Below are 18,177 nucleotides of genomic sequence, written 5' to 3' on the forward strand. Positions count from 1 at the left end.
TCTTATCGGGACCTTTTCCGCCGGGCTGAAGCCCGGTGCTTCTACCGTGGCCTTGCTGGCGCAAGGCTTCGCAGCTTTGCTGCGGATGATATGGTTCCGGTCGCATTTTTGTTTGACGGGGAGCGCACAGGAGATCCTTCGCTTCGCTCAGGATGACGGCGCTTTCGGAGAGGGTGTATCTTCGCCTGGGATGGCGGTGGTTGAGTTCATGGTAGCCCACCCTTTCGCAAAGTGCGCGAAAGGATGGGGCCCCCAAAATTCCGGTTGTGCTGCGGCCTCAGTTGCCGGATGCGACGGGGAAGACGATGTGGGAGGGATGATCGGCTGATCCGTAGATGTGCTGCGTAGCGGCTTTGTAGTCGGATGGCGAGGCGGTCATGATGTTGGGCACGAAGGTTTGCGGGTTGCGGTCGTAGAGCGGGAACCAGGTGCTTTGGACCTGCACCATGATGCGGTGTCCTTTTAAGAAGGCGTGGTCGGCTCCGTGCAGGCTGAATTTGTATTCCTCGGGCTTGTCGGCGGGGATGGCTTCAGGGTGCTCGAAGCTCTTGCGGTAGCGGCCGCGGAAGATCTCGTCGACGATCATGAGCTGCGCGCCGGACATTTTGCCGAGGGAGGAGTCGTCGGGATAGACGTCGATGAGCTTGACGATCCAGTCGGAGTCGGTGCCGGAGGTGGAGGCAAAGATGTCGGCGACGATGTCTCCGGTGATGGTGACGGGCTGATCGAGAGCCTGGGTTTGCCAGGTGGCGATATCTTTGCGGGTGCCGAGGAATTTCTGATCCTGCACGAGCCAGGTGTACCAGCCGGAACCGCCCGGCGCGTAGGTGGCTTCAATCGGCCGATTGCGATAGGGGACTGGATTGGCCGGGTCGGAGGTGTAGGCGGTAAAGCTGGTGTCACCGGCTGTGGGTTTGTCAAAGCTGAGGGAGCCGTCGGCGTCGAGGTAGAGATTGCGCTCGGTGATGTTTTCCTTTGGCGGCCACGCGTCATAGCGCATCCAGCGATTGGTGCCGGTCTGGAAGCTGGCTGCGTCTTTGAGGTCGAAGGTGCCTTCGTCCTTTAAGTAGTGGGCGAAGAAGGGCGCTTCGATCTGGGCGCGGAACTGGTCTCCGGTGGCTGCGCCGAAGTTTACGTTGCCGAGTGAGCGCGTGGTGCGCGACCACTGGCCGTGGTTCCAGGGGCCGAGGACGATGAAGACTTCGTTGTTTTTATCGTGTGGCTTGAGGGAGGCGTATTCGGCCTGCGGTCCCCACATGTCTTCCTGATCCCACCAGCCGCCGACTTCGAGCGTGGGCACATTGACTTTGGTGAGATGGTCTTCGACGGCGCGAATCTGCCAGTAGTGGTCGCAGCTGGGGTGATCGATGAAGCCTTTCCATGTAGGCAGGACGCCGACGTTAGCCTTCTTGATGTCTCCGGCGAGCGAGCCGGCGTCGAGGAAGAAGTTGTAGGCGTCCTCGTCGATTTTGCTGAAGGCGTTTTCTTTGCTGGTTTCAAGGCCGATGGCGTAGTCGTATCCGTAGCTCTGTCGCCAGGCGCCGTTGTGGAAGAAGTCGTCGCCGAGCCAGAGGTTAGTCATGGGCGCTTGCGGCGAAATGGCTTTGACGGCGGGGTTGGGATCGATGCCGGATTCGATGGCGAGGAAGCCGGGATAGGAGATGCCGACGACGCCGACGCGCCCATTGTTATTGGGCAGGTTTTTGATGAGCCAGCCGACGGTGTCATAGGCGTCGGTGGTTTCGTCGATGTTGTTCGGGTCGGAGGATTTGGGGTCATGGTGGTCGACGATGGGGCGGTTCATGAAGAACTGGCCCTCGGAGCCGTAACGGCCGCGGATGTCTTCCATGACGAAGATGTAGCCGCTTCGGGCAAGGTCAGTGTATTGCGCGTTGATTGAGTTGGAGTTGTATCCGTCGACGCCGTAAGGTGTGCGCTGCATGATGATGGGAAGCGGTTGGTTCGTGTCAGTCGGGCGAAGGATGATGGCGTGGAGCTTCACGCCGTCGCGTACGGGGATCATCACTTCTTTGCGGTCATAAGAGCGGAAGTGGTTGTGCTCGGGCTGGTCGCTGACGCGGGTGGCTTCATTTTCTTCCTTGCCGGCGACGCGCTTGACGCCGGTAACTTTGCCGGTGGAGTCGGTGACGAAGGTGAACTGCATGCCGTGTCCGTTATCGAAGGTATTTTGCGATGAGGCATGCAGCGGTGTATGCGGGATGCGGGCACCTTCCAGGGCGAGCGAGTTACCGTCATGGAAAAAGGAGAGCTTAATCTCGGGCTCGTCATTCATGCGGTATTGACCGGCGTACTTGTCGAGGGTGGCGGCGTCGAGCCTGATTTCTGCGGCGGGTGCGGCCTGTGCGGTGAGCGAAAGTTGTATCAGCGGCAAGAGTAGCGCAAAGGCGGCTGCGCAGTGACGAAGAGCGCGATAGTTCATGGGTTTTCCTTGTGAGTGAGGCGGGAAATTCTTCCTGCCCGAAGAATGACCTTAGCAGAATCAGTTGGTACGGCGCTGAAAATTTGGGATCGCGTGAATGCAACCGTGACCGTACAAATAGACAATCCGCCCGATTATTTCTGGCACCTTATGCGGGTCGTTATGAGCACTAGTTATCGCGCGGATAAGTATTTGTAATGGTGAGTACTGATAAGTACATTTTGATGTTTAATCTGAATGAACATCTCCCATTTGTAACCTTCACCGCCATAATTTCGGCAGCTCAACAGCTGACGAAATCTGTTGTATTCAGATTTGGTCTGGAGGACAATTGGGAATCCCATCGCGTCCACGGCGCGAGTACCGCAAGATTGATAGAAAAACAAACGAACTGATCGCCCGAGCCGAGCGATCCTGCTGCATTTTTTGGAGGAATTTGTGACCAAGCGACATGCCTACTGCGTGCTCCTTCTCCTATTGTCCCTAACTTCACCCCTACTGGCCCAGACGGCAACAACATCACTACGCGGCTCGGTAAAAGATCCGAGTGGCGCGGTTGTGCCGGAAGCAACCGTTACTTTAACTGATAGTGCAACCGGTAAGACGCTGCAGACGACATCCAATAGTGGCGGCGATTATCAGTTCAGCCAGATTCCGCCGGCAAAGTATACGATTAAAGTTTCGGCGACAGGTTTCGCCGATCAATCGAAGGTAGCTGAATTGCTGGTGAACCAGCCGGCCACAATTCCTTTTACATTGTCGGTGCAAGCCAGCGCGGAAGTTGTGAATGTCAGCGCCGAAGCGCAGACACTGAATACAAGCGATGCCACCATCGGTAACTCTGTAAGCAATGCGACGATACAAGCGCTCCCAAGTGAGGGGCGAAATGTTCCTGATCTTCTTGCACTGCAGCCCGGTGTATTGTTCCTGGGCCACGAAAACAATCAGACGATGGACAGCCGCAGCGGTTCAGTGAATGGCGGAAGATCCGATCAAGGCAACGTCACAATCGATGGGTTAGATGATAACGATCAAGTGAACGGCTATGCGTTTACTGGGGTTTTACGTGAGACGCAGGATTCCGTCGAGGAATTTCGAGTTACCACCAGTAATTCGAATGCCGATGCAGGACGCTCCTCGGGAGCGCAGGTCAGTCTCGTAACTAAGGCAGGCACAAATCAGTTTCACGGCAGTGCTTATGAGTATCACCGGCCAACCTTTACCGTTGCCAATGACTGGTTCAACAAACAGGCAGAGTTGGCTAGCGGCGAACCAAATATTCCGGGTAAGCTGATCCGCAACACGTTCGGCGCTGCAGTGGGCGGCCCGATTATTAAAGACAAGTTGTTTTTCTTTGGGAATTATGAAGGGCAGCGTACCGCAGAGAATGAACAGGTAACGCAAACTGTCCCGACCGCGAGTCTTCGCACGGGAAACATCACCTATGTTACCGGCACAAACCCGACGACGACACAGACGATCACCGCGGCGCAGATTGCGCAGATTGACGACTGTTCCGGACCAAGCGTATGTCCCTGGGGTCCGGGGCCTGACCCCAATGTAGAGCAGTATTTTCAACAATTTCCGGTCAATAACGGGCTTTCGACTGGTGATGGATACAACTATGGGTCCTATACGTTCTCATCACCTGCGCCCGCCACTCTGAACACGTCACTCGCAAAGTTTGACTGGACGCCGAACGATCGGCAGCGCATTTTTGTACGCGGAAATCTGCAGAAAGACACGACGGCGGGAACAGAAAATTTTCCCGGTCAGCCGCCGCAGTCTTTTCTTGTCGACAACACGAAGGGCTTTGCGGTTGGCGATACCTGGACGATCAGTCCGAATCTTGTGAATGACATACGCTACGGTTATACGCGTCAGGGATTCGGCCAGAGCGGACTAGGGCAAGGAGACTATGTAGATTTTCGTTTCCAGGCCTCATTGACGGCGGAAACGCGTTCCACCATCGTGGATGTCCCGGTCAACAACATTGTGGATAATTTGAGCTGGACCAAAGGCAACCATACAATTGAAGGCGGCGCGAACTGGCGCCTGATACACAACAACCGGGGTACAGACTCAAACTCTTATAACAGTGCCAGCACAAATCCGTACTGGTTGGCAAACTTTCCGCCGACCCCTGACGCGATTGGACTTCCCGGCGTAGACTCCAGCTTTGCCAACTCATACGAGATTGCATATGACAACCTGATTGGTACCGTGCCGTCGGTGACGCAGCAATCCAACTACCAGGTAACGAACGGAGGGGCGGGCGGCAATCTGCTTCCAGACGGAACGTTCATCAATCGCCATTTTAAAGCCAATGAATTTGAATATTACCTTCAGGATTCATGGCGCATTCGTCCAAACTTTACGTTGACGTTCGGCCTGAGACACACCATTCTTCAGACACCGTATGAGACGAGCGGCCAGGAGATAGCCCCAACAATCGATACTCACGACTGGTTCATGCAACGCGGCGCCGCGGCGGCGGCGGGACAAGTCTACGAGCCCGATCTAAGTTTCGCTCCGAACGGTCCCGTCTATCACCGGCCCAGCTATTGGCCGAAATCAAAAGACAACATCGCACCGCGGCTTGCGTTTGCCTGGGCACCTGACAGCAAAACGTCGGTCCGTGGCGGCTTTGGAATGTTCTATGACCATTATGGTCAGGGTATCGTTAACTCGTTTGATCAATTAGGGTCGTTTGGACTTACAACGAGCCTGCAGAATCCGGCGAACGTGCAGACAACCAGCACTTCTCCGCGATTTACGGGCCGTCAGACACTCCCGTCACTCGGTCTTCCGCCAGCTCCATCCCCTATCGCTTATCCCTATACGGTTCCCGGCGGGTCCTTCCTCATTACATGGGGTGTGGACAGCAAGCTGAAGACGCCGTATTCGGAGTCAATCGATTTCTCCGTTCAGAGGGAATTGCCTGGCGGATTTACAGTTGACTTAGCCTATGTTGGCCGTTTAGGCCGCCATTTGTTGCAGCAGCTTGATCTTGCGGAGCCTGTAGATTTTGTCGATACCAAGAGCGGTGCCGATTATTTCACAGCAGGTTCACAGCTCTCCCGCATCGTGGATGCAAACCATGGAAACGGTCCGTACAGCGGCAATGGTACAGCCGTCTCTGTTCCGACCATTCCTTACTTTGAAAATGTCTTTCCGTACATGGCGGGCTACGACTACGCCGGCGAAAGCGCAACACAAGCAATCTATAACAACGAGTGGGCTCCCTATCGCTATGGCGCAGGAGAAACCAGCGCATTAGCGGATATCGATTTCTTCAGTTGCACGCCGAATGATCCTATCTATCCATGCCCACCGGGACAGGCACCAAAGTTCTGGCAGGACCAGTTTTCCTCGCTGTATGCCTGGTCTTCGATCGGCATGAGCTATTACAATTCCGGTCAAATTGTGCTGCGGCATCCTGTCAGCCACGGTCTACAGTTTGATTTCAGCTACACCTTTTCGCGGTCGATCGACATGGGATCGGATACCGAACGCGCCAGCGAACTGTTTGGAGGAGGTAACGGCCCAGCTGGGGGCACCTCTGCCTTCAGCACGATCCTGAACAGCTGGAAGCCGTCTTTGAATCGCGGTGTTTCCGATTTCGATACAACTCATCTGATCACTGTCGATTGGGTTTATAGGCTCCCATTCGGTCAGGGGCAACGCTATGCGGGCGATGTGAACCGTCTGGTAGATGCATTTATCGGCGGTTGGCAATGGTCTGGTCTGAACCGTTGGACGAGTGGTTTGCCCTTCAGCATTTTTGGGCCTGGATGGCCGACGAACTGGCAGGAAGAAAGTGCCGGGGTTGTCACGGGCACGGTGAAGATTCGTAAACATCTTGACGCTAATGGAAATCCGCAGATATTCGACAATCCTGACACTATCAATGCCGGGGTTGCGAATGGTGGTTCTCCGGTCCGTCTCGCCTATCCGGGCGAGGCTGGCGAGCGCAACAACTTCCGCGGCGATGGTATCTTTGCTATCGATTCTGGATTGTCAAAATCGTGGAAGATTGTTGAAGGACAAAACCTGAAGTTTGCCTGGGAAGTGTTTAACGTCACGAATTCCGTGCGTTTTGATACGAACCCGGTGAACTTAAATGGCGGGCTTACGAGTGGAACGCTTGGCGTTTACAGTGCCACGCTTTCACAGCCGAGAAAGATGCAGTTCTCGCTGCGGTATAGCTTCTAACCTGGTTCTGATAAAAAAGGCCCCGCTCATCGAGCGGGGCCTTTTTATGGACAAGATTAGTTGTTAGCAGAGGTTATCCCTGGATAATGACAAGAGAACGTTGCGAGGGATCCGGTGGAGTGTTTCAAATCCGCCGCTTACTTTGCGATTTGTTCCCTTTCTTACTCATGGCCAGAATGGCGGTCTTCCATTTGTGTAGCCGCATTTGTTTCGTGCAAATGACGAACCGCTTTTTAGCTTACAGCTTCTTTATTCAGAAGCCAGGGCTTTGACAAACTGATAGTAGAAGTCGACGCCTTTGTAATAGGAGTCAATGGGAAGGCGCTCGTCTTTGCCGTGGGCGCGAACATCGTCGGCTTCGAGGGCGATGCCGGAGATACCGTATGTGGGCATGCCGGCGGCATTCGTATAGACGCCATCTGAGGCACCGGTGGCCATGGTTGGGATGACGGGCGTGTTCGGCCACATCTTGTTTACTAATGCTTCGAGCGGCTGCATCACTTCCGGCTTGAGTGCTGCGGGTGGAAGCTGCTTGCGGTCGGGCGCAGTGTCGGAGATTCCGGCTGCGTCGTTCTCATAGCGGATGGTCACTTTAGGATCGTTGACGATGCGGATGAGGTCCTGGCGCACTTCTTCAAGCGAATGGCCGGGCAGGATGCGGCAGTTGACGATGGCCTGCGCGCTCTGCGGCAACGCGTTGTTGGCGTGGCCTCCGGAGAGACGCGTGGCGACGCAGGTGGTGCGCATGGTGGAGTTGTATTCCGGATTCTCGGAAAGATGCGCGATGGCCTTTTTGTCCGGCGGTGTGGAGAGAATAGCTTTCATGTCGGACGCGGTCTGGCCTGGTTCAAGGGTGCTCATTTTTGCGAAGTAAGCGCTGGTGATGGCGTTCAATTCAAAGGGGAAGGTGTAGTTCTGCACCCGCTGCAGCGCGTCGGCGATGTGATAGATGGCGTTGTCGGGGACGGGCAGGGAACTGTGTCCGCCGGGGTTGAGTGCGGTGAGCTGGTAGTCGCCGTAGAGCTTTTCGGTTGCGTCGACGTCCATGGCGATGGTTTTGCCGTGCTGCAGGTCGATGCCGCCGCCGTCGGGATTGACAACGTAATCGGCATCGATGAGATTGCGCTGATTCTTGATGAGCCAATCGACACCGTTGGACTTGCCGCCTTCTTCATCGGCGGTGAGGGCGAGGATGAGGTCTCGGTCGGGCTTATAGCCTTCCTGCCTGAGGCGGATGAAGGTGGTGACGAGGATGGCGTCGCTCTCCTTCATGTCCTGCGTGCCGCGGCCGTAGTAGTAGCCGTCTTTTTCGACGAATTTGAAGGGGTCGGTGGTCCAGTCCTCGCGGCGGGCTTCGACGACGTCGAGGTGGCCGATGAAGAGGATGGGCTTCTTTGCGCCCGCGCCGTGTATGCGTATGACAAGGTTCTTCTTACGGTCGTTAGGGCCGCCTAAGTACATGTCTTCTTTCGGGAAACCGGCATCGAGGAAGCGCTGCTGCATGGCTTCAGCTGCGGCGGTGACGCTGCCGACGGAGTCGGTGGTGTTGATCTCGATGAGCTGCTGGAAGATGTCGTGCGCGAGTTGCTTCGTTTGCGGATCGACCTGGGCGAAAGAGCGGCTGGGTATGGCAGAAGTGAGAGCGCAGAGCGCAAGAATGCTGAGCGCAGAGGTACAACGCATGCAGTTTCCCCTTTCAAGTAAAGTCAAAAAGTAACAGATCGCGTCCGTATTTTGTGGAAGAAATACGCATAAGTAGTGCTTGGAGAGGCTTGTGCGCGGGTGATATCGTCAAGCACAAATCTCCGTTTTATACAGAAGGAATCGAGTGAAGAAGATCGCCGGCGTTTTGCTTTGTTTCTGCGCCTCCCTGCCCGCCTGCTACTCCCAGAATTCAAAATCAGCCATTACGCTGGATGAATTTATGAATGCGACCGATGTGAAGCAGGCGAGGATTGCGCCCGATGGGTCAGCAGCGGTGATATGGACGAGCGCGGCAGACTGGAAACATGATCGCTTCCGCGACGATCTTTGGCTGTGGCAGCAGAAGACGGGAGCTACGGTGCAGTTGACTCAGTCAGGGTATGACTCGGAGCCGGCATGGTCGCCGGATGGAAAATATATTGCGTTTATTTCTTCGCGCTCGCTGGCAGATGAGGATGACAGCGATGCTAAAGACTCCGATAAGGAGGAGACGGAGCGGGTGTGGGTAATCTCGCTGGCTGGCGGCGAGGCATTTCCGTTATATCGGGAGAAGCTGGATGCGCATGCGTTTGCATGGTCAGTGGATGGGACGAAGATTTTCTTTTCTACGCAGCAGCCGCTGACCAAAGAGCAGGAAGATGCGCGCAAAGAGGAGTGGAAGGATGTAATTCGCTGGCGTGAGCAGGAGCGCGGAGATGTACTGCTGGCGCTTCCGCTGGAGGCTGCGCTTGCCGAGGCGCAGAAGATTTCGCCACCGAAGACCGATGCCAAGAAACAGGATGAGGATGCGACGCTGCCGAAACTGGCGCAGACGCTGACGAAGAACGATCGCGAGATTTCCGAGATTGCAGTGTCGGCACAAAGGATTGCTTTCGAGACGGAATCGGTTTCGCATCGCATGGAAGGGCCGGAGGCGACGGAGATTTTTCTTGTCGGGACTTCTGGCGGCAATGCGAAGCAGCTGACGCATAACCAGGCGACTGAAAGCGGGCTGCGTTGGGGACCGCAAGGAAAGCGACTGTACTTCAATGTGCGCGCTGGCGCGGGTTCGCTTGAAGGGAAGTATGAAGACGTCCAGGGACGCTTGTACGCGATCGATCCTGAGAACGGGAAGACCGAGCGTTTAGGCAAGGAGTTCAAGGGGTCGCTTGAGGACTACACAGTTGCGAGCGACGGGACGATTTTCGCGACTGGACTGACCGGAATGCAGCAGCAGCTTTACAAGATTGATGGCGCCAAGGCCGAAGAAGTGAAGGGCGTGGCGGGAAATTATTCGAGCGTCGATGCGGCGAAGCAGACGGGGAAGTTTGTGGTGCTGCATTCGACAATCAACGACCCGACGCAGGCATTTGTAGTGGACGGCGCGGGCAAGCTGGATTCGGCGAAGGCGGTCACGACCTTCAATACGCTTTTTCACGAGCGGGCGCAGGAGGAGTGGGAACCCTATCGGTGGAAGTCTTATGATGGGACCGAAGTTGAGGGCGTGCTGATTTATCCGCCGGGGAAGAAAGGCCAGAAGCACCTGCGGATGCTGACGCTGATTCATGGCGGCCCGGCAGATGCGGACGGCGATCGCTTTGGCGCTGACTGGTATGACTGGGCGACGCTGGCGGCAGCGAATGGATGGCTGGTGTTTCGTCCGAACTATCGCGGTTCGAGCGGCTACGGTGACGAGTTTATGTTGCAGATCATGCCGCACCTGGTTTCGGTTCCGGGGAAAGATATTCTGGCAGGCGTGGATGCGCTGGTGAAGGATGGCGTGGCTGATCCCGATCATCTTACGATTGGCGGGTACAGCTATGGCGGTTATATGACGAACTGGCTGATTACACAGACGACACGCTTCAAGGCTGCGGTGACGGGCGCCGGCGCGGTGGAGCATGCGGCGAACTGGGGCAACGACGATGAGACCTTCGACGATGCCTGGTATCTGAGCGGCACACCGTGGGAAAAGCCGGAGCTATATCAGTCCGAGGCGGCGCTGTTTCAATTCGACAAGGTGAAGACGCCGACGCATATCGTTGGCGGCAATGCCGATATACGTGTGAACTTTCTGGAGGATGTGCTGATGGAGCGTGCCTTCGAGCAGATCAAGGTTCCGCATACGTTTCTCGCGTTTCCGGGTGAGGGACATAGCTTGGATAAGAATCCCTGGCATGGATACATTAAGGTGCGCGAAGAGCTGAAGTGGCTGGATAAATATGTCAATCAGTAAGCGTCTGGTGTTGCCGGTTTTGTTTGCAATCTGCGTGAGCGCAGTTGCGCAGCAGAAAGTCATCATCGATACGGATATTGGCGATGATATCGACGATGCGTATGCGGTGGGGCTGGCGCTGTCGAGCCCGGAGCTGAAGATCCTCGGCATTACTTCGGCGTGGGGAGATACGGAACTGCGCAGCCGGATGCTCGACCGTATTTTGTGTGAGACGGGGCGCAGCGATATTCCTGTGCTGACCGGCGTCAAGACGCAGACGAAGACCGATTTTTCGCAGGCGGTGTGGGCGAAGGCTGGTGCTGTCCGCGAACATGGCGATGCGGTTGGATTTCTGCTGGATGCGATTCGGAAGAATCCCGGTGAGATTACCTTGATTGCGCTGGCACCGCTGACGAACATTGGCGCGGCGATCGATCGCGATCCGGAGACGTTCAAAAAGCTGAAGCGTGTAGTGATGATGGGCGGTGCGATTCGTCATGGATACGGCGAGTTCGGGTTGGCAAACGCCGGCGCGCCGGAGCCGGAATACAACATCGCCATGGATGCAGCCGCAGCGCAGAAGCTGGTGAAGGCCGGCGTGCCGATTTACATGATGCCGCTCGACTCGACGCAATTGAAGCTGGATGAGATACAACGCGGGATGCTGACGACGGTGAGCACTCCGCTGACCGATTCGCTGCAAGTGCTGACAGCAGAGTGGCAGCGCGTGGCGCACCAGACGACGCCGACGATGTTCGATGTGGTGGCTGCGGCGTACGCCGTTGAACCCGAAGTATGTCCGGTGACTCCTTTGCACATCGATGTGGACGATAAAGGATCAACGCGGGAGGGGACGGGCGCACCGAATGTCAATGTCTGCCTTAACTCCGATTCGGACACCTTCTTTCGGTTCCTGATGCCGCGTCTGCTCGCGCAGCGGCTGCATGGCAATTCGTCGTGCGTAGCCCCCTGAGTTCGGCTCTAGCTGGCATCGTGAAAGATAATTCCGAGGGTGTACCTTTGTCCTGAGCGCAGACGGCTGACACCGTGTCGGAGATTGACTCGATAAACCCCGCGAGTTCCCTGAACTGGGCGATGATGTACTGCGAAGGCCACGGCGTCGCCCTGGTGAAGCGGAACGACCTCCGGCCGCGATTGCATGCGAGGCCGCTGTTCGGTGAGCACAAATTCGCCGCCCGTGAAATCGCGTTGCGGCTCAGAAAGCAGGATCGCTACCTGAATAGGAAACACGTGTTCGCCATAAAGATCCTGATGCAGGCAGTTGAAGTCGCCTTCTCGATACTGAAGGAGCAGCGGGGTTGGCCGTTTCTGTCCTGCCTGATGGCATCTGTGGAGGAAATCTTCATGATTGTCCGGATACCGGACATCGATTCCCATGGCGGTATTCCAGCGATTCGCTACAGGTGCGAGCCGAGGATAGAGCGCAGTGCGGAGGGCTTGAACAAGTTCGGGAAGCGGGTAGCTGAAATATTTGTACTCGCCGCGACCAAAGCCGTGCCGTCCCATGATGACACGGCTTCGAAATACGGATTCCTCTGAGTACAGTGCTGCAAGAGTCTGACACTCTGTGGGTGCGAGGATACCGCGAAGCAACCCACACCCTTGCGCGTCCAGATTTTTCTCGGTTTGCTGCCAATCGAGTGAGTTGATCCGGGCAGCCGCATTTTCAGGAGAAATGGCGTTCACAAATTGCTCATTTTTGATTGCGGTATCCATGGTGAATTCCTTTCAGTTCAATATATTGAGACGCAGCTGGATTGGCGCTCCGCTTCTTGCTCTTGAATTCGGTGGAAGCTGATCCAGCCGCGATCCATGCTTGTAAGCGACAAGCGATTGTTTCGCCCTTTATAATCAGCGTTTGCCCGATATCCGATGACCATGCTGGCCGACTCCATCGCCGAACACCATCCAGTTCCGACTGAAGCCGAGAAAACAGCGGTGCAGGAGCAGCTGGAGCGCCTGTTGGCGAGCTCTTATTTCAGTCACAGCAAGCGATTTCCAACATTTCTACGCTTTGTGGTGCAGCATGCGCTGAACGGGCAGGCAGAGATGCTGAAGGAGCGGACGCTCGGCATCGAAATTTTTGGGCGAACGCCGGACTACGATACGGCAGCCGATCCGATTGTGCGTGTGACAGCAGCGGAAATTCGCAAGCGCATTGCACAGTATTACCAAGAGCCACGCGGTGAGGAAGAGATTCGCATTTCGCTGCCTTCCGGCTCGTATGTGCCACATTTTCAATGGCCGAATGTGCGGGAAACTGAAGTTGAGACCCCGCCTTTGCCGGTGGAGGCGAGCGCGGAAGCCGACCGAAAACCCTTTCTTGCTCGCGGATGGCTGGTCGCACTTGTTGTGTTGCTGGCGGTGGCGGCTGCGATAGGGGCGCTGTTCTGGAGAACGGAGGAACATTCTCCTTATGAGCAGTTCTGGGGACCATTGCTGGGATCGAAAGAGCCGGTACTGTTGTGCATTGCCGACCAGACGCAGTATTCGGAGATAGCGCTGCGCGATGCTGCTGATCCGACGCGGCAGAATGTGCTCAAAGACAATTTGAGCGCGGTGGTGATGGACGATATGAATGCCATCGTCAACATTGCGGGATTGATGCAGGCGAGTGGAAAGAAATACAGCCTGAAGGGCGAAGGCACGACCGACCTGATGGATCTGAGAAATGGCCCGAGCGTTTTCGTCGGGGCGTTCGACAATATCTGGACGCTGCGGCTGACGAAGGGACTTCGCTATCACTTCGGCAACAATCCGGAGATGACCAAGCTCTGGATTGCGGATTCAAGCAGTGCGCAGCCTCCGGTGTGGGTGGTGGACCGGGAGCTGCAGGAGAAGACCAACAACTACCGCGACTATGGCCTGGTGGCGCGCTTTGTGGATTCGACGACGGGCAAACTGACGGTGATTGCCGCGGGCGTATCGCGTGGCGGGACGATTGTTGCAGGGCAGTTTCTTACTGATCCGGAATATCTGCAGGAGCTGGCAAAAGTGACGCCGAAGGGCAGCGGCAATAAGAATGTCGAAGTCGTGCTGGGGACGCAGATTATCGGCGGCCAGCCGGGCACTCCTAAGATTGAAGCTGTCTATTTCTGGTGATCGGTTCTGGTTGACGGCATCTTCCGACGAGCGCTATGTCTCATTGCCGATGGCCACGACGAAATACTGTGCCGGTTCCTGGCCTGTGTTGCGGATGCCGTGTTCTTCACCGGAGTGAATGAAGGCGGCCGAGCCGGGGCCGATGGTGGTGGTTTTGCCGGCGATCGTGACCTCAAGCGTTCCTTTGGAGATAAGGAAGAGCTCTTCGTGCGTGTGATGATGCGGCGGGTGCGGCATGGCTCCGGGTGCGAGCACGGTTTCGTGAACTTCGAGATGAGCGCCGGCGTGCGTGACACCATTCAGGATAGGCCGCGCCGTGTTGGAGCCGTTGGTATGCGTCTGCATCTGGTCGAAGGGCAGGGCGAAGGACTGGATGGGCTGATTGTTGTCCTGTGCGGCGGCTGCCAGCGCGAACGGAGTCAAGAGCATCGGCAAAACCTGGCAAAGGCTGCGGCGTGAAATTTCCATCAGAATTCCCTCTGCGAACAAAGTAGCACTCGCGGGAAGACATGCGAAAGCGATCGGCGCTATGACTTCTGCGGCAGATTTCGATAGACTTTGCATCGAGTATGAAGCTGGCTGAAATTCAATCCGCACTGCGCGAACAGAAGCTGGACGCGTGGCTTTTTTACGATCATCACCATCGCGATCCGATTGCGGGGCGCATTCTCGGGCTCGACCCGCACGCGCATATCACGCGCCGCTGGTACTACGTAATTCCGGCGCACGGCGAGCCGCACAAGCTGGTGCATCGCATTGAGCAGGGACGGCTGGATACGCTGCCGGGCGGGAAGACGCAGTATTCGTCATGGCAGGAGCTGCAGACGGGACTGGAGGCAATGCTTGCGCCCTATCGCCGCATTGCCATGCAGTATTCGCCGCGAAACACCATTATGTATGTCGCGATGGTGGATGCGGGCACCGTTGAGCTGTTGAGGGAGATGGGCAAGTCGATTGTCAGCTCTGCGGATTTGGTGAGCCAGTTTGAGGCAGTGCTTACCGAGGAGCAGATTGCCAGCCACTACGAGGTGCAAAGGGCGCTTGATGAAATTCTGGCTGAGGGATTTCGCGCCATCGACCGACGGGTGAAAAGCGGCGTCACCGAATACGAAATGATGACGTGGTTCCAGGAGGCGATGGAACGCGCGGAGCTGATTACGGAAACCGGCCCGAACGTTTCGGTGAACGAGAACTCTTCGGATTCGCACTATGAACCGACGGCATCGCACTCACGGCAGATTAAGAGCGGCGATTTTCTGCTGATCGATATATGGGCGCGCAAAAACCGGCCCGGAACCTGCTGGTATGACATTACCTGGACCGGCGTTGTGGGACGCGAGCCTTCTGCACGCGAACGCGAAGTATTTGAGACCGTGAAGAATGCACGTGATGCTGCGATTCGAGTGGTCGAGGAGGCCTTCGCGCAGAAGAAGCCGATTGCTGGATGGCAGGCGGATGATGCTGCGCGTGCTGTGATTCGGGATGCGGGTTTTGCGAATTACTTTACGCATCGCACAGGACATAATATTGCTACCGAACTGCACGGCAACGGAGCCCATCTGGATAATCTGGAGACGCATGACGAGAGGCGCATTCTTCCGTTTACGTGCTTCTCGGTAGAGCCGGGAATTTATCTGCCGGAGTTCGGGATTCGCAGCGAGGTGAACATGATGACTTCGCGTGACAGCGCTGTGGTGACGGGACGGATGCAAGAGGAGCTGGTGCGGATTTAGACAGTCTCCATTGGTAAACTCAAGTTGTGACTCAGGAAAATTTGCGTACAAGAATTGAGCAGCATTTCGCCGCCGGTGCGGCTGCTGTGAGTGATGCGGCGGCGATGGCCGCTTTTGAAGAACTGCGCGACGCTCTGGAGATGGGTGCAGTTCGCTCGGCAGAGCCGGATGCCAGCGCTCCAACCGGCTGGCGCGTGAATGCATGGGTGAAGCAGGGTATTCTGCTCGGCTTCAGGATTGGCCATCTGGAAGCATGGGGCCACGAGCTTTCCTTTGTCGATAAACATACTTTTCCGGCGCGGAAATTTTCTGCGGAGGAAGGCATTCGTATCGTTGCCGGGGGATCGTCGGTGCGCCGCGGTGCTTATCTGGCGAAGTCGGTGATCTGCGTTCCGCCGATGTATGTGAATGTGGGCGCATACGTGGATGAGAGCACCCTGGTGGATTCACACGCGCTGGTGGGCAGCTGCGCGCAGATCGGCAAACGCGTGCACCTGAGTGCGGCGGCGCAGGTGGGTGGCGTGCTGGAGCCGGTGAACGCGAGTCCTGTGATTCTGGAAGACGATGTGCTGGTCGGCGGCAACTGCGGCGTTTATGAAGGCACAATTGTGCGCAAGCGTGCGGTGCTGGCGGCAGGGACAGTGCTGACGCGCGGCACTCCGGTCTATGACGTCGTGAATGGAGTTGTTCTGCGGGCTGAGGGCGAGATGCCCCTGGTGATTCCTGAAGGCGCAGTTGTGGTTCCAGGAGCGAGGGCTGTGACCAAGGGGAAGGGACAGGAGTGGGGGCTAAGCGTCTATACGCCGGTCATTGCGAAGTATCGGGATGAGAAGACCGAGCTTAGCCTGGCGCTGGAAGATTTGCTGCGGTAAGAAAGCATCCATTTCGAGCCACAAGCTTTGGCTCCCACCCCTCGCAAACTACGCGAAGGATAGGCACCCGGATTCAACCGTTGCGGAGAAAAAGCACCGCTCAGGATGACAATTCATTTTTAAGCTGGCCGGATGCCATTGGACGGTGTGGTTTACTCTAATTAAAGAACCGTTCACAGAAGCACTCCCGACGCCGAAGGCGTGTGTGCCTGGACGGCAAGTCCAAAATGGCCGACGCAAAGCTGCAAATCATTCCTTTGGGCGGGTTAGGCGAGTTCGGCATGAACTGTCTCGCCATCCGCTACAAAGACGACATTCTCGTCATCGATGCTGGACTCATGTTCCCCGAGTCGGAGCTGCTGGGCGTCGATATCGTTGTCCCTGACATTACTTACCTGGTTGAAAACCGCGAGCATGTGCGCGGCATCATCCTCACGCACGGGCATGAGGACCATATCGGCGGCTTGCCGTGGATTCTCTCGGAGCTGAATGTGCCGGTCTACGGCACGGAGTTCACGCTGGCCTATGTCGAGGGCAAGCTCGAAGAGCACAAGCTGCTGGATCAGACGGATCTGATCGAGATTGCTCCGGGATCGAAATTTCCCATTGGACCGTTTACGGTCGAGCCGATCCGGGTAACGCACAGTCTTGTCGATTGCGTGGCATTGGCGATTGATACTCCAGTTGGCGTCATCGTGCACACCGGCGATTTCAAGATCGATCTCTCGCCCCCGGATGGCAAGGCCTTCGATCTGCACAAGTTTGCCGAGTATGGACAGCGCGGCGTGCTGGCCCTCCTGCAGGATTCGACGAACGTCGATCGGCCCGGCTATACGCCGAGCGAGTGGGCGGTGAAGCCGCGTCTGGACGAATTGTTTTCACGCACGAAGAAGAAGCTTTTCTTCAGCTGCTTCTCATCTTCGATTTACCGCATTCGCATTGCTGTCGACCTGGCGCATACGCATGGACGCAAAGTCGCCATCATTGGACGCTCGATGGTGGAATCGTCGGAGATTGCGCAGGACCTCGGCTATCTCGATGTGCCTCCGGGGATCATTATTCATCCCGGACAGATTGCCGATTTCGCTCCGGAAGAGGTGATGGTCCTCATCAGCGGCACGCAAGGCGAACCAATGAGCGCGCTAAGCCGCGCCGCCGTCGACAATCACAAGCATGCAAAGATTCTGCCGGGCGATACGGTTGTGCTGAGCTCGCGTGTGATCCCAGGAAACGAGAAAAGTATCTTCCGCGTGATCGATCACCTGTATCGACGCGATGCGCATGTGATCTTCGACGACGGAGCTTCCGGACTGATCCATGTGAGCGGACACGCCAGCCAGGAAGAGCAGCGGTTGATGATCAATCTGCTGCGGCCGAAGTTCTTTATTCCGGTGCATGGTGATTACCGTCATCTGAAGAAGCATGCCGAGATTGCGCAAAACATGGGCGTGGTTGACTTGGCACTGGTGATCGAGAACGGCGATGTGCTCGAACTCGATAAAGATGATGCGCGCAAGACGGGCAAGATTACTGCCGGACGCGTCTGCATCGATTCCGGGTCGACTGCGGATGTGGTCGAAGACATTGTGATTCGCGATCGCCGCCACCTGAGCGAAGATGGGTTTGTGCTGCCGATCCTGACAATTAACAAGCTCAGCGGCAAGGTGGAGAGACTGCCGGAGATTGTGAGCCGTGGCTTTGTGGGTGCCGATCAAGGGTTGATGGAGGAGGCGCGCAAGGTCGTCAGCGGGACGCTTGAGAATTCGAGCGATGAAGAGAAGGCCGATTACGGCGTCATCAAGGAAAAGATTCGTATTGATTTGAAGCGGTATATCCAGAAGAATACGAGCCGACGGCCTTTGATTATGCCGGTGATTCTCGAAATATAAGGAAAGA

At 56.2% G+C, this 18,177-nt stretch carries 11 protein-coding genes; 7 read left to right on the plus strand and 4 right to left on the minus strand.

Annotation, left to right across the window (positions count from 1 at the left end):
• Positions 1–277 precede the first annotated feature (277 nt).
• Complete coding sequence (locus GSQ86_RS09575; RefSeq protein WP_254062273.1) at positions 278–2,440, minus strand: CocE/NonD family hydrolase; 2,163 nt, start codon at positions 2,438–2,440, stop codon at positions 278–280.
• Between the two features lie 438 nt (positions 2,441–2,878).
• Between GSQ86_RS09575 and GSQ86_RS09580 the strand changes: the two genes are divergently transcribed.
• The gene (locus GSQ86_RS09580; protein WP_158749733.1) at positions 2,879–6,655 is read left to right on the plus strand and encodes a TonB-dependent receptor; all 3,777 of its coding nucleotides are present in this window, start codon (positions 2,879–2,881) and stop codon (positions 6,653–6,655) included.
• A gap of 249 nt (positions 6,656–6,904) precedes the next feature.
• Here GSQ86_RS09580 and GSQ86_RS09585 read toward each other — a convergent pair whose 3' ends face one another.
• Complete coding sequence (locus tag GSQ86_RS09585; protein ID WP_158749734.1) at positions 6,905–8,338, minus strand: M20/M25/M40 family metallo-hydrolase; 1,434 nt, start codon at positions 8,336–8,338, stop codon at positions 6,905–6,907.
• A gap of 145 nt (positions 8,339–8,483) precedes the next feature.
• Here GSQ86_RS09585 and GSQ86_RS09590 point away from each other — a divergent pair, with 145 nt between their 5' ends.
• Positions 8,484–10,574, plus strand: a complete 2,091-nt coding sequence (locus GSQ86_RS09590; protein ID WP_158749735.1) for a prolyl oligopeptidase family serine peptidase — start codon at positions 8,484–8,486, stop codon at positions 10,572–10,574.
• Positions 10,561–11,526 carry a nucleoside hydrolase gene (locus tag GSQ86_RS09595; protein WP_158749736.1) on the plus strand — a complete coding sequence of 322 codons (966 nt, stop codon included), beginning with the start codon at positions 10,561–10,563 and terminating at the stop codon, positions 11,524–11,526. The genes GSQ86_RS09590 and GSQ86_RS09595 overlap by 14 nt, the downstream gene beginning before the upstream one ends.
• Before the next feature lie 8 nt (positions 11,527–11,534).
• Here the strand turns inward: GSQ86_RS09595 and GSQ86_RS09600 are convergent, their stop codons facing one another.
• Positions 11,535–12,290 carry a 2OG-Fe(II) oxygenase gene (locus GSQ86_RS09600; RefSeq protein ID WP_158749737.1) on the minus strand — a complete coding sequence of 252 codons (756 nt, stop codon included), beginning with the start codon at positions 12,288–12,290 and terminating at the stop codon, positions 11,535–11,537.
• Between the two features lie 156 nt (positions 12,291–12,446).
• Between GSQ86_RS09600 and GSQ86_RS09605 the strand changes: the two genes are divergently transcribed.
• A complete protein-coding gene (locus GSQ86_RS09605) occupies positions 12,447–13,676 on the plus strand; it encodes a hypothetical protein (protein ID WP_158749738.1) in 1,230 nt (409 codons plus the stop codon).
• A gap of 33 nt (positions 13,677–13,709) precedes the next feature.
• Here the strand turns inward: GSQ86_RS09605 and GSQ86_RS09610 are convergent, their stop codons facing one another.
• Positions 13,710–14,144, minus strand: a complete 435-nt coding sequence (locus tag GSQ86_RS09610) for a cupin domain-containing protein (protein WP_158749739.1) — start codon at positions 14,142–14,144, stop codon at positions 13,710–13,712.
• Between the two features lie 101 nt (positions 14,145–14,245).
• Here GSQ86_RS09610 and GSQ86_RS09615 point away from each other — a divergent pair, with 101 nt between their 5' ends.
• The 3 genes from GSQ86_RS09615 to GSQ86_RS09625 all read left to right on the plus strand — a co-directional run bounded on the left by GSQ86_RS09615 (position 14,246) and on the right by GSQ86_RS09625 (position 18,170).
• The gene (locus GSQ86_RS09615) at positions 14,246–15,409 is read left to right on the plus strand and encodes a Xaa-Pro peptidase family protein (protein ID WP_158749740.1); all 1,164 of its coding nucleotides are present in this window, start codon (positions 14,246–14,248) and stop codon (positions 15,407–15,409) included.
• Between the two features lie 41 nt (positions 15,410–15,450).
• Complete coding sequence (locus tag GSQ86_RS09620; protein WP_371720575.1) at positions 15,451–16,281, plus strand: 2,3,4,5-tetrahydropyridine-2,6-dicarboxylate N-succinyltransferase; 831 nt, start codon at positions 15,451–15,453, stop codon at positions 16,279–16,281.
• Positions 16,282–16,508: 227 nt separating this feature from the next.
• Positions 16,509–18,170, plus strand: coding sequence for a ribonuclease J (locus GSQ86_RS09625; protein ID WP_158749742.1), 1,662 nt, complete (start codon positions 16,509–16,511; stop codon positions 18,168–18,170).
• The last annotated feature ends 7 nt before the right edge of the window (positions 18,171–18,177 follow it).

It is taken from the genome of Acidobacterium sp. S8, assembly GCF_009765985.1.
Taxonomy (GTDB): domain Bacteria; phylum Acidobacteriota; class Terriglobia; order Terriglobales; family Acidobacteriaceae; genus Alloacidobacterium.

Excerpts from the sequence above, each read along its gene's own strand:
- GSQ86_RS09595 (WP_158749736.1), top strand. The coding sequence starts at position 10,561 with ATGTCAATCAGTAAGCGTCTGGTGTTGCCGGTTTTGTTTGCAATCTGC.
- GSQ86_RS09575 (WP_254062273.1), bottom strand. The coding sequence starts at position 2,440 with ATGAACTATCGCGCTCTTCGTCACTGCGCAGCCGCCTTTGCGCTACTC.
- GSQ86_RS09585 (WP_158749734.1), bottom strand. The coding sequence starts at position 8,338 with ATGCGTTGTACCTCTGCGCTCAGCATTCTTGCGCTCTGCGCTCTCACT.
- GSQ86_RS09600 (WP_158749737.1), bottom strand. The coding sequence starts at position 12,290 with ATGGATACCGCAATCAAAAATGAGCAATTTGTGAACGCCATTTCTCCT.
- GSQ86_RS09625 (WP_158749742.1), top strand. The coding sequence starts at position 16,509 with ATGGCCGACGCAAAGCTGCAAATCATTCCTTTGGGCGGGTTAGGCGAG.
- GSQ86_RS09610 (WP_158749739.1), bottom strand. The coding sequence starts at position 14,144 with ATGGAAATTTCACGCCGCAGCCTTTGCCAGGTTTTGCCGATGCTCTTG.
- GSQ86_RS09615 (WP_158749740.1), top strand. The coding sequence starts at position 14,246 with ATGAAGCTGGCTGAAATTCAATCCGCACTGCGCGAACAGAAGCTGGAC.
- GSQ86_RS09605 (WP_158749738.1), top strand. The coding sequence starts at position 12,447 with ATGACCATGCTGGCCGACTCCATCGCCGAACACCATCCAGTTCCGACT.